The sequence below is a fragment of the Rhizobium sp. PRIMUS64 genome (assembly GCF_023006465.1).
GTDB classification, from domain to species: domain Bacteria; phylum Pseudomonadota; class Alphaproteobacteria; order Rhizobiales; family Rhizobiaceae; genus Rhizobium; species Rhizobium leguminosarum.
Map to the genome: position 1 here is coordinate 14,231 of NZ_JALBGX010000017.1, position 11,840 is coordinate 26,070.

The window sequence follows — 11,840 nt, forward strand, 5'->3', positions numbered from 1 at the left end:
GGACGCCTTGCCTGTGGATATCCGATACCTGCGCCTCCTCCATTTGGGGAATATTGGCCGATAAAGTCGCGAGAAACGCAATAATCGCCGGTTTAACGCCGGATTAACCATCATATAGCAAATTATAGCGTAATATTAACCGCAGCACCCTCCCAAGTATGAATGATTACAAATGGCCGTTTCTCGCGACAGTCGGCTTACTTTCGTTGGCGAGTTGCGTGAGCGGCCCTGACCACCTGGTCGTTCGGACCACCCTGCCGATTTTCAATGGCGGACGGCTGCGCGCGAATGTGGAGATTACGAGATCCGATTCGAAGATGCAGTATCTCGCGTGGCAGCAAAGCGTTCTGACAGCCATCGAAGAGGTCGAGAAGGCATTGTCGTCCGTTCACCGCGACACACAAACCGTTCAGGCGCAGCGCGCTCAGGTGAAGACCACGCAGGAGACTCTTGCGCTTTCAATCGGGAGCTACAAGGATGGACAATCATCCTTGCTTGATGTGCTGGATGCGCAGCGTTCGGTGGCGACCGGCCAGGCGAACGTGGCGCAAGCGGCGCAGCAAATGGCGAAGAACTATGTCGCCACCAATGTGGTGGTTCCGGTTACAACTTCGGTGGGGCCGCGATCAGGCCAACTTCTTATGGAATACTGAGCCTCATGCCGTTGCAGCGATGGATAAGAGATGGATTATTTCAGACAACCCACCATTCGGTCGGGTCTCATAAATGGGTTACATGTTTAACTATCTAGGGCCGTGGCGACAACAGATACCGATATTGGCTGGCAACCGCAAAGGACGCGCTCGGTTGACGTTTGCCGAAGGCGAATTCGCTGCGGTCTACGCGATGAGCGATGTTCACGGATGTTATAATGAGCTCGTCAAGGCGCAACGCCGCATCGAGGAGGATGCCGCGCGCATTCCGGGACCGAAACTCATCGTCATGCTCGGCGATTATGTCGATCGCGGGCCTGATTCGAGCGCGGTGCTGGAGTTCCTGAGCAAGACCCCGCCGCCGGGATTTCAACGTTTCGTCCTGTGCGGCAATCACGACGCGGAGCTGGTGAAGCTCTATCGCAAACCGGCGCGCATTCTCGAATGGCTCGGCTTTGCCGGACCGGAGACGCTGCACTCATACGGTATCGATATCGAGCATCTGCTGCAGTCGGCGGCTGGAAACGAAACAATTGCCCGCGTCATTCGCAACATGATACCCGAACGACATATCCAATTCCTGGAATCGCTGCCGATCATGCTGCGGATAGGAAGGGTTCTCTTTGTTCATGCGGGCATCAAGCCGGGCATCGACCTCAAAAAGCAGAAAGACAGCGACCTCATGTGGATCCGTCAGCCCTTCCTGGATGAAGGACCGCAGCTTCCTGTCCTCGTGATCCACGGGCATACCCCGGCGCGAACCCCGACATTCGGGCCGCAACGGATCGGTATCGACACTGCGGTTTCGGCGACGGGCCGGCTGACCGTGCTGACGATAAAGGGAACACGGGTCGGGATCCTCTAGCGACCTGCTTCCCAAAAATCGGAATCGAATTTCGGGGCAGGATGCGAGGATTGAAAGAGTTAGAGCGTCCTTTGCGCGTCTGAAAGACGACGGTGCTGTCAAACCAAACGCCGCGGATTGTGTTCCGCGGCGTCAGGAAGATCAGATGTTCAGCAGGCTATTTCAGGTGTTGGTCACATCGTGATAGAGATTGGTGCCGATGCCAGTATAGGTAAAGCCGTACTTGCGGACCTCGTCGCTGCGGTAGATATTGCGCAGATCGACCAGGATCGGAGCGCGCATCGACTGCTTCAGGCGGTTGAAATCGAGCGCGCGGAACTGGTTCCACTCGGTGACGATGACAAGCGCATCCGCACCAGCAGCTGCTTCGTAGGGTCCGCTTGCATATTCGATGTTCTCGATCACCTTGCGGGCGTTTTCCATGCCCTCGGGATCGTAGCCGACCACTTGCGCGCCGTTGTCCTGCAGGGTCTGGATGACTGCGATTGCCGGGCTGTCGCGCATGTCATCGGTGTTCGGCTTGAAAGTCAGCCCGAGGATTGCGATCTTCTTGCCGCGAATGTCTCCGCCGACGGCCGAAATGACTTTGCGTCCCATCGCCCGCTTGCGGTTGTCATTGATCGAGATCGTCGTCTCGATGAGACGCATCGGCGCATCGTAATCCTGCGCCGTCTTGGCAAGAGCTAGCGTATCTTTGGGGAAGCACGAGCCGCCGTAACCCGGCCCGGCATGCAGGAACTTGGAGCCGATACGGCCATCGAGACCGATCCCGCGCGAAACGTCCTGAACGTTTGCGTCGACCCGTTCGCAGAGATCGGCGATCTCGTTGATGAAGGTGATCTTCATCGCGAGAAAAGCATTGGCCGCATATTTGATCAGTTCCGAGGTGCGGCGGGTGGTGAAGACCAGGGGTGCCTGGTTGAGGTAAAGCGGGCGATAGACCTCGGTCATGGTTTCGCGTGCCCGGTCGTCGTTCAGCCCGACGACGATACGGTCAGGACGCTTGAAATCCTCGATGGCGGCGCCTTCGCGCAGGAATTCGGGATTGGAGACGACGGCGACATCCGCCGTGGGATTGGTTTCGCGCATGATGCGCTCGACTTCGTCTCCCGTGCCGACCGGCACCGTCGACTTGGTGACGATAACAGTGAAGCCTTCCACATAGGTGGCAATCTCGCGCGCAGCGGCGTAGACATAGGAGAGATCCGCATGGCCGTCGCCGCGCCTGGAGGGCGTGCCGACTGCGATGAACACGACGTCAGCACTGCGGACACTTTCGCCGACATCCGTCGAAAATGACAGCCGGCCGGTGCTGGTGTTTTCAGCGACCAATTGCTCCAGACCCGGCTCGTAGATCGGAATGCGGCCTTCGCGAAGCGCTTCGATCTTACTCAGATCCTTGTCGACGCAGATGACGTCGTGGCCGAAATCCGCAAAGCAAACGCCTGAAACGAGGCCGACATAGCCTGATCCAATCATCGTGATGCGCATATTTCCCTCAAATCATTAGAGTAGAACGTCATGCTGCGTCGCAGCATGAGTTCGTCATAGTTAATCTGGACGAAAAGACAATACCGAAGATCGCCTGAAACCCACATCGGATATCGAACTCCGGGCACCGCAGCTTGCCGCACGCTGCCCCGTCGATAGCCAAAACATAGGTTTGTGTGGGCGATATGACAAGTCGAGCGGCTCGTCAGAGCAGGCTCGACTTCAATCCGGAAACAGGATCAATCTGTCTATGTCGCTGCCTCGGCTGTTATAGCCGGTACCAGACATAGGGGTCTGTTCCCGATTGGATCTTGTCCCAGCGCAGATCGGTATCGCGCCAGTTCTTGATGCTGCTTTTCCTGTTGTCGAGGACGAGATCGCCCCTGTCGGTTCTGACGACGAGGACCGCATGTCCTTCACCGGAGGGCGTATATGCCGTCGCGATCCGCAACGCGCGCGACGACCAGCCCATCGCTATCAGCCGGCTGCGTTTGGTCAATGCGAAATCTTCGCAGTCGCCGCTGCGCACATTCACCTTCCAGACGTCGCCGTTCAGTTCGCTGCTGGAGTCGTTGCGTCCGATCATCGTCCGATTGACCGTGCTGTTCACATTTTTCAGCTGCAGCATCTGCTCGTCAGTGAGCGCAACGACCGAGAGCCCATTGTTGTCACGGCATTCCGCCGGATTCTGGGCGCAGAACAATACCTGGGCGAAGGGTGGGATGATCTTGCCTTTTTCGGAGATATAGCTGACCGCCGAACTACCGTTCAGGCCGCGGGCGAAACCTGCGGGACCGGCGGCAAATGCCGAGCAGGCATTGCCTGCTGTAAAGGCCAGCGCCAGAAGTGTAACGAATGTTTTCTTCATCTGTTAAATCCCCGTTCAGGGCAACCGATTGAGATCAGGCTTGCCTTTTTTCTCGGTCAATGGCATGGCGATCTGATGATCTGCCAAGTATTGGGCGCAGAATATCTGTCCCGTTTCTGCTGCTTGGAAGGAGCATAGCCGGGCCTTGTCTCGATTGGCTTAAACCTATCGCGACAATTTTAAACGATGTGGAATTCTGTTACACTTTAGCACGCAGGTGCTTGATGTTCAACTTATGTTTGTACGAGTAAATTAAACTCTTCGGTTGTAATGGCTTTGGTCGCTGCCTACTCTGGTAAATTAATTCACATGTTCTCCCACCTCATTAATAGGCGGGTCTTGCGAGAGGTTTTGCTTTTCGCCTTCATCGGCCTCGTTATATTGACGCTCATACCGTTCGGGAGTGTTACACCCCTGGCTTTCGCCTTCGCGGCGATCGGAATGTTTGCTCTCGCCATTATCTCGGGACTGTTGTTCGGAGAGCCGAGACAGAGCAGATGGGTGTTCGGCATCGCTCTGTTTCTATTGATCGTTTTGACAGGATGGACGTTTATTCAGACGATCGAACTGCCTTCGCGGTGGCTGGCAAATCCCGCTTGGGATGCCGCGCGTCACCTAGCGGGTGTCAATTACGCAGCGATCTCCGTCGAACCGGCCGACACGTTCGCGTCGATCCTCTGGGTCGCTCTGCCTTTCGTCACGTTCCTGACCGGGCTCCTCTTATGCAATACCGATCAGCGCGCGAGGAAAGTGCTTGCCGGCCTCGGGCTTTCGGCGGGCATCATCGCTACTTTCGGCCTGCTGCAGTTTTTGCTGTTTCCCAACATCCTGATCGTCGTCGAGAAACACGCCTACCTCGACAGCCTGACCGCGGTCTTCGTCAACCGTAATACCGCAGCGACATTCCTCGGGCTTGGAACGCTGCTCATGCTAACCCTGGTCAGGGACGTTGCCCGTGCCTGTTCGAACTATCCGCCCGGCGAGCCGGGCCGAAACGCGCTTCTCTTGAGATCGTGGATCTATATCCTGCTCTTATGCGCATGCTTCACCGCGCTGATGCTGAGCCGCTCTCGCGCCGGGATATTTGCGACCTTTGTTGCCGCTCTCATCTATTTTCCATGGCTTGTCATCAATTGGAACGGCTCGAGGCGTCATTTGAGACCGGCGCCAAGATGGCGTTCGATGCTGAAGCTCCTCTCGGCGATTGCTTTCATCGTAGTGTTACTGACGATGTTTGCAGGCCAGGCGATTTTGCGCGCGCAAGAGCGGCGGCTCGAGGATGATGATCGTTTCTGCATCCTGCCGGGCATATGGCGTGCCATATCGGATCATTGGTGGACGGGGACGGGGCTCGGAACTTTTCGGACGGTGTTTTCTGCCTACCGCGATCCGGCCTGCGGAATTTTCGGGATCTTCGACCGTGCGCACAATTTCTATCTCGAAGGATTTCTGGGCCTCGGAATAATGTTCCCGATTGCGGCGGTCCTTACCTTCTCGGTGCTTGCCAGGGTGTTCTGGCGCGGGTTCGCCCAAAGACGGCGTCTGAGGCCCTATGTCCTTCTTGGCCTGGCGGCGACGGTTTTGGTCGCCCTTCATGCGGCGGTCGATTTTTCGCTGCAGATACCGGGATTTGCGGTGTTTTACGCCGCCTTCCTCAGTGCGGTTGTCGCGATAAGTCTCGGGCGCAGCAACGGAGAGTTGGGCATGGCATAAGAGCAGCCGTTAACCACTTAAAGTTTAAATGGATGGATTTTAATAAGATTTTCGGAAAAGATCGATTGTGCAGGTGCGAACAGTTGACTCTGAAACCCAAGAAATTTTATAGCGGGTGCAGCCTTCGGATTGTTGCGACGCCAGAAAAGTCGGACCGAAGTCGTTTTTCGCTTCCTAAAGGGCTCGCCGTTGCCAGCCTGCCACAGTTAGGGGAATGTTAATCGGCTTTCAGTGTTATTGATCGGGGATCGTCTTGTATTTTGTCAGATTGCGGAGCAGTAGCTTCAGAGGCGTCAACACAGGGTATTCTATGGGTTGTTCTCGTATCGGTAGTACACGCGTCGCCATTGTTGTAGCGCTAACGACTATATTGGCAAGCTGCACATCGTTGCCAAGATCTGGTCCTGATCACAAAGATGTTGATCGGGATGCAGCAGTGAAAGTGACAACGAAGGAGCGTCGCGTCGGTATCGATTACGCCCTGATTGATCTCAGCAAGAACGTTCTGCCGTATTTTTCCGCTCCCCAGCCGACCTCCTTCAAGGGGTTTGGCGGTGGTCGAGGCGGGGCGCCTGAAATTCCGCTCGGTTACGGGGATGTCGTTGAGGTCGCCATCTTCGAAGCTCAGTCCGGCGGTCTTTTCATTCCGTCCGATGCCGGTAGCCGACCGGGTAATTACATCTCTTTGCCGAGCCAGACGATCGATAGAAACGGGACGATCACAATTCCCTATGCGGGTCGGGTTCCGGCTGCCGGTCGCCTCAAGGAGACCGTGGAACAGGACGTCGAGGATCGCCTGGCGAGCCGGGCGATCGAGCCGCAGGTGGTTATTACGACGACGACAAGTCGCTCCAGTCAGGTTGCCGTGCTCGGGGATGTCAACAATCCCCAGCGCGTCGAGATCAGCCCGGCCGGTGAGCGTGTTCTCGATGTCATTTCCGCTGCGGGCGGTTTGACGACCAACAATATCGAAACGAATGTGACGCTGCAGCGCCGCGGCAAGACGGCTACCGTCGCCTACAATACGCTCTTAAAGAACCCGGCCGAAAATATCTACGTCGCACCGGATGATACGATCTCGATCGATCATGAGCGCCGTACCTATCTTATGCTCGGCGCCGCAGGCACAAGTGGCCGCTTCGATTTCGAAGAATCCGACCTGACCCTTGGAGAGGCAATCGCCAAGGCGGGCGGCCTGCGCGATGATCGCGCTGATCCGGCTCAGGTCCTGCTCTATCGCCTTGTCCCCAAGAAAACGGTTGCAGCGATGCACGTGGACGCGACGAGATTTACGGGTGAAACGGTTCCGGTGATCATCCGCGCGAATCTTCGCGATCCGGCAACCCTGTTTGCTGTTCAGCAATTCAAGATGGAAGACAAGGATATTATCTATATTTCCAATTCGGACTCTGTTGAATTGGTCAAGTTCCTTGACATCGTAAACTCGGTATCGTCCACTGTTTCCGGTGTGGCCGACGATGCGAATGATACCCGTAACGCGGTAAACGATCTTGGAAATTGATTGAAATAGGCGGGCCGTCATCGATCTCGAATGATCAATGACGGCGGCCTATATAGCGGATTTGATGAAGGACTATGGTTATGGCAAGGTCTGGTGTTTATCGTAAGCTTGCGTATAGCGGAATTGTCGTCGCGATGTTTACCGGCATGAATTCAAGCGCTTTCGCGGCAGCTTGCGTGAGGCTTTCAAATCTGACTTCCATCGATATCAGTGGATTTACGGCCAACCCCGCCGTTCTGCTTGATATGTCCGATCCGCTGGTTTTGTCATCGAGCGTCCGCGCGCTGGTTGGGAGCAGCAATGAGGCGCTGTCGCCGGTGATCGAGCAGGCCAGGAAAGCCGATGTCGCGCAGATGGCTGCTATCGGTTCCGGTCTTGGGCGGGCTGCAAACAGCTGCCAGGTAACGGATCCGCTATTCAAGCTGGCCATTGAAAAAGCCGTCGCCGAGGCGGCGAGCGCGGATCCGAATCTTGCGCCGCTCCTTGCCGCCTTTGCGAAGGTTCTCGCCGAAGGCGGAACGGCGGCGCTCGGCCCGGGTGGAAGTGCTGCAGCCGCCGCATCCGGCATCGGCAATAATGGGTCGATTGGCCGGACGGGGCCGGGAGCGGACGACGGTACGCCTTTTGAGGGCAGCGAGACAACCGCCGGTACGCTGAAGGTTTCGAATGCTGGGGCAGGGCAATCGTCTGACTCGGCGGAATCGACTAGTGTTAGTATCCCGGTCATATAATAGCTGGAATTGCCCTTAGATCTTAGCGCTTGACGCATTTGTTGGAGATCGAAATTGCTATCGCCAGATAAACTTACGCCACGTATCGACCCCTCCCGCGATACGGGAAACGAAGCTGACTTCATCGATTTCGACAAGCTCATCGCAATCGCCCGCCGACAGTGGCGGATGGTTGCGGCGTGCGGTTTCGCCTTCGCCATTCTGGGCATTGTGTATGTCCTGACCTCGGTGCCCGTCTACACCGCCGACACAAGCGTGCTGATCGACCGCAGCGATAGCCAGGTGATCAACCAGCTGGCGGCTTTCGGCCAGATGGACGATGACGAAGGTACTGTCCTCAGTCAGGTCGAGCTTTTGAAGTCCGACACCATCGCCTATGCCGTCGTCGACAAGCTGAAACTCGTCGACAATGCGGAGTTCATGGGACCGAAAAGCTCGCTTTTTTCTGTCTCAACGCTGAAATCCTTCGTGAATTTTCGGTCGTGGTTTGCCGATGACGCAGCCGTCGCACCCGATCCGGAAATGAGGCGGCGGAGTGCTGCGGAGACTGTTGCAGGCAACATCGATGTCGAACGCGTTGGCAAATCCTATGTTCTCGATGTCAGCTTTACCTCGCAGTCACCGGATCTAGCGCGTGATATCGCAGCTGCCATCGCCGACGTCTATCTGGTTGACAAGCTCAATTCGAAATACGAGGCGACACGTCGGGCCGGCGAGTGGCTACAGGAGCGTATCGAAGAGCTCCGGCAGCAGGCGCTGGACACTGACCTCGCCGTGCAAAAATTCCGCAGCGAGCATGGACTTGTCGAGGCTGGATCCGGTACGCTGATTAGCGATCAGCAGCTTTCCGAGATCAATACCCAATTGATCAATGCGCAGGCCGAGACTGCGAAGGCCGAGGCAAAATATGCGCGCGTCAAGTCGATCATCGACGCTAAGCAGACCGATGCGATCGTCACCGATGTGCTCGACAGCTCCATTTCGAACGACCTGCGCAAGAAGTATCTGGAGGCTTCCAAGCTCGAAACTGAAATTGAGGCGCGGCTCGGTCCCGATCACGTCCAGGCGGTTCGGCTTCGTGCGGAAATGGAAGAATATAAGAGGCTCATGTTCGATGAGTTGAACCGTATCGCCGAGAGCTACCAAAGCGAGCTGCAGGTCGCGAAATCGCGGGAAAACTCTTTGCGCGACAGCGTTACACAGGCGACGGGCGTAGCCGCAATGGCTGGCGAAACCCAGGTGCAGCTTCGCGAACTCGAGCGCACGCGCGATACCTATAAGAATCTCTATCAGAGCTTCTTGACGCGTTATCAGGAAGCAATTCAACAGCAGAGCTTTCCGATCACCGCTGCGCGAATCATCACGACGGCGGAGACGCCGACGAAGCCGAGCGCTCCGAAGAGAGCTCTCGTCGTTGCTTTCGCGATGTTCATGGGATGTGCATTTGGAAGTGGTATAGCGGCCTTCCGCGAATTCCGGGATCGGTTCTTCCGCACCGGCGATGATGTCCGGGACGTGCTTGATGTCGAGTCTCTCGGTGTCATGCCGCTGATTGAAAATAACGTCGACGATCCGACGCTCGTTGATCCCAGCAATCCACGAAGCATCGCCAGGGGCGGGAAGACCACGACCTATGTCGAGGAGCATCCGCTCTCGGCATTTGCCGAGACGCTTCGAAGCGCCAAGATTGCCATCGACCTCAGTGCTGCCGATCAGCGCTGCAAGGTCATCGGCGTCGTGTCGAGCTTGCCCGGCGAAGGGAAGTCGACGACCTCCATCAATTTTGCCAAACTCCTGGCAATGCAGGGTGCGCGTTGCCTACTTATCGACGGCGACATGCGCAATCCTGGTGCCACCCGGGCGATCGGCCGCCATGCCGAGGCCGGGTTGCTCGAGGCGATCGTCGACAGCCGTCCGCTCAAGGATTTGATCCTTCTCGATCCCAAAACAAAACTCGCATTTTTGCCGACGGTGGCACGGTATCGTGTTCCGCATTCGTCGGAGTTGCTTGCGTCACGCGGCATGGATCAGCTTCTTCAAACGGCGCGTCAAAGCTTCGATTATATTATCGTCGACCTGCCGCCCTTGGCGCCGGTTGTGGATGCGCGCGCAATCAATTCGAAGCTCGATGCGGTCGTTTTCGTTATCGAGTGGGGAAAGACATCGCGCAAGGTCGTGCAGTCGACACTGCTGTCCGAACCGGAACTCTATGCGAAATGCGTCGGTACTATATTGACCAAGGTCGACCCGTCGCAGATGAAACTTTACCGGACATTCGGTTCGAGCGAGTATTATTATAAGCGTTATTCGCGATACTATACCGAAAGCTGATGTTCCGAGGTCAGTTCGTTTCGGTTACCAGGATCGCTTTCATTATCGTCACCCTCGTCTTTTTGGTGCTGGCCGGTCGAGAGCTATACGCTTCGATAAGAACGGCCAGCATCTCGATCGTCGCCGAAAGGATCGAGCGTGGAGAGACAGTCGCGGACGATGTCGTGGCCAAATACGCGTCGCGTAGTGTCGACGTTGTTGACGGTCATTATTGCCGATCCGACATTGTGGCTGCTGGCGTAACCCTCGTTCTGGCGCAACTCGATCGGCAGAATGTCAATGTCAACTACGACACCTGGGCCGCTGCGGCGTCGAGTGCGCGCCAGTATCTGCGGTATGCGCTTTCGTGCATGCCGACGAACAGTAATTTTTGGCTTCGCCTTGCGGCCGTGCAGTCGATAATTGCGGAGGAGCCGGCTGCGGTTGCAGTAATGATGAAGCGTTCGGTTGTGCTTGCGCCCTACGACCAGGTGATGATCCTGACGCGGTTTTACTTCTGGAACGATTTTACGGATGCAACACTTGCGGCGGCAAGGAACGCGCTCGACAGCGATCTTACGACGATGCTGAAACTGGGCGATCGTTGCAGGGTGAATGCCACGATAAAAGAGATCAGCCCACAGCTTCGTCCAATCTTCGATCAAGCCTGGACGAGCGTTGGAGATTCTGCGACGGCGCGGTTCCGGCAGCGTTGCAGCAAGTAAATCAACAAAGCAGGCTTTTGGACAGTTCCAAGCTCAACGGCACCGGACTGCATATAATTCGTGCTGTTCCGGGGTGGTCGTTCCGAACATTGCTGAAAGCTCGAAGCGGTGTAAATGGTTGCCGACTGCTCATTCTCGTGACGCGGCTCGACTTGTAAAACGCCCGCCATCTGCGCGGCGGGCGTTGCTTTTTAGTTGGTTATTGAATGATCAGACGTCTGCGTCCGCGCCAGTGATGTTGAGTGTCAGAACGCCGACATCGGTGTGGCCTTCGCCGTCGGAGATCTTGTAGAACTGGATAGTTTCCGTGACGTGATCGCCCGGAGCAACATCTACTGCCAGATCATAGGTGAATGTTCCATCCGCTTTGACATGGAACGTGCCATACGTGCCGGCGACGTCGGTCGTTGCGCTTGGATCGCCGTTTACGGCCGTGTTGGCGAACTGTCGGAGGAAGAGATGACCATTGTCGCCGGCAATGTCGTTGTCCAAGGCGTTGCCGCCGATGGCGTCGCCCTCGGTGAAGCTATAGTGATCGTCGACCGCGATCGGCTTGACCTGGGTTACGCCCTGGATGTTCAGGGTGAACAGGCCGACATCGGTATGACCGCTGCCGTCGGAGATTTTGTACGAAACCTTCTCCTGGAGCAATTCACCATTGGTGAAGTTGACCTTGGCAGCATCGCTTAGCACATAGGTGTAGCTGCCATCGGGCTTGACGAAGAAGGTGCCGTAGTCGCCCTGGATTTCGGTGATCTGGCTGTTGCCGCTCTTGGCGCCAACGCTCGCGCCGTCGAAGGCGCGCAGGAAAAGGTGTCCGTTATCGGATGAATCGTTGGAAAGCAGATTTCCTGAAATGGCGTCTGTTTCCAGGAATGTTGCACTATCGTCGGTTGCGTGAACAGCCATCAGTTCTCTCCTTGAATAGTTCTTTGATAGGTCAATTCTGACCTTTAGCGAGC

General features: G+C 56.2%; 9 protein-coding genes and 1 pseudogene. 7 read left to right on the forward strand and 3 right to left on the reverse strand.

Going from position 1 to position 11,840, the window contains the following annotated elements:
- Positions 1 to 228: 228 nt before the first annotated feature.
- Positions 229 to 653: pseudogene (locus tag MOV76_RS09730) on the forward strand (TolC family protein); the annotation flags it as partial.
- 73 nt (positions 654 to 726) lie between these two features.
- Complete coding sequence (locus tag MOV76_RS09735; protein ID WP_018243224.1) at positions 727 to 1,518, forward strand: metallophosphoesterase family protein; 792 nt, start codon at positions 727 to 729, stop codon at positions 1,516 to 1,518.
- A 162-nt stretch (positions 1,519 to 1,680) separates the two neighbouring features.
- On the opposite strand, the gene MOV76_RS09740 is transcribed toward MOV76_RS09735, so the two are convergent.
- On the reverse strand, positions 1,681 to 3,009 hold the full coding sequence (locus MOV76_RS09740; RefSeq protein WP_113544224.1) for a UDP-glucose/GDP-mannose dehydrogenase family protein: 1,329 nt from the start codon (positions 3,007 to 3,009) through the stop codon (positions 1,681 to 1,683).
- A gap of 268 nt (positions 3,010 to 3,277) precedes the next feature.
- Positions 3,278 to 3,877 (reverse strand): transglutaminase-like cysteine peptidase, encoded by a 600-nt coding sequence (locus tag MOV76_RS09745; RefSeq protein ID WP_018446822.1) that lies wholly within the window; start codon positions 3,875 to 3,877, stop codon positions 3,278 to 3,280.
- Positions 3,878 to 4,186: 309 nt separating this feature from the next.
- On the opposite strand from MOV76_RS09745, the gene MOV76_RS09750 reads away from it, so the two are divergent.
- From MOV76_RS09750 to MOV76_RS09770, 5 genes are all read left to right on the forward strand, one after another.
- Positions 4,187 to 5,590 carry an O-antigen ligase gene (locus tag MOV76_RS09750; RefSeq protein ID WP_247264425.1) on the forward strand — a complete coding sequence of 468 codons (1,404 nt, stop codon included), beginning with the start codon at positions 4,187 to 4,189 and terminating at the stop codon, positions 5,588 to 5,590.
- A 310-nt stretch (positions 5,591 to 5,900) separates the two neighbouring features.
- A complete protein-coding gene (locus MOV76_RS09755) occupies positions 5,901 to 7,112 on the forward strand; it encodes a polysaccharide biosynthesis/export family protein (RefSeq protein ID WP_130653560.1) in 1,212 nt (403 codons plus the stop codon).
- Positions 7,113 to 7,186: 74 nt separating this feature from the next.
- Complete coding sequence (locus MOV76_RS09760) at positions 7,187 to 7,843, forward strand: sugar transporter (protein ID WP_247264426.1); 657 nt, start codon at positions 7,187 to 7,189, stop codon at positions 7,841 to 7,843.
- Between the two features lie 54 nt (positions 7,844 to 7,897).
- A complete protein-coding gene (locus MOV76_RS09765; RefSeq protein WP_047618818.1) occupies positions 7,898 to 10,174 on the forward strand; it encodes a polysaccharide biosynthesis tyrosine autokinase in 2,277 nt (758 codons plus the stop codon).
- Positions 10,174 to 10,878: a hypothetical protein gene (locus tag MOV76_RS09770; protein WP_247264427.1), complete on the forward strand. Its 705-nt coding sequence runs from the start codon at positions 10,174 to 10,176 to the stop codon at positions 10,876 to 10,878. The genes MOV76_RS09765 and MOV76_RS09770 overlap by 1 nt, the downstream gene beginning before the upstream one ends.
- 210 nt (positions 10,879 to 11,088) lie before the next feature.
- Here the strand turns inward: MOV76_RS09770 and MOV76_RS09775 are convergent, their stop codons facing one another.
- On the reverse strand, positions 11,089 to 11,787 hold the full coding sequence (locus MOV76_RS09775; protein ID WP_047618813.1) for an Ig-like domain-containing protein: 699 nt from the start codon (positions 11,785 to 11,787) through the stop codon (positions 11,089 to 11,091).
- Between the last annotated feature and the right edge of the window lie 53 nt (positions 11,788 to 11,840).

What these genes read in the sequence shown, in the direction of transcription:
- MOV76_RS09735 (WP_018243224.1), top strand. Translation starts at nt 727, where the DNA reads ATGGGTTACATGTTTAACTATCTAGGGCCGTGGCGACAACAGATACCG.
- MOV76_RS09740 (WP_113544224.1), bottom strand. Translation starts at nt 3,009, where the DNA reads ATGCGCATCACGATGATTGGATCAGGCTATGTCGGCCTCGTTTCAGGC.
- MOV76_RS09745 (WP_018446822.1), bottom strand. Translation starts at nt 3,877, where the DNA reads ATGAAGAAAACATTCGTTACACTTCTGGCGCTGGCCTTTACAGCAGGC.
- MOV76_RS09750 (WP_247264425.1), top strand. Translation starts at nt 4,187, where the DNA reads ATGTTCTCCCACCTCATTAATAGGCGGGTCTTGCGAGAGGTTTTGCTT.
- MOV76_RS09755 (WP_130653560.1), top strand. Translation starts at nt 5,901, where the DNA reads ATGGGTTGTTCTCGTATCGGTAGTACACGCGTCGCCATTGTTGTAGCG.
- MOV76_RS09760 (WP_247264426.1), top strand. Translation starts at nt 7,187, where the DNA reads ATGGTTATGGCAAGGTCTGGTGTTTATCGTAAGCTTGCGTATAGCGGA.
- MOV76_RS09770 (WP_247264427.1), top strand. Translation starts at nt 10,174, where the DNA reads ATGTTCCGAGGTCAGTTCGTTTCGGTTACCAGGATCGCTTTCATTATC.
- MOV76_RS09775 (WP_047618813.1), bottom strand. Translation starts at nt 11,787, where the DNA reads ATGGCTGTTCACGCAACCGACGATAGTGCAACATTCCTGGAAACAGAC.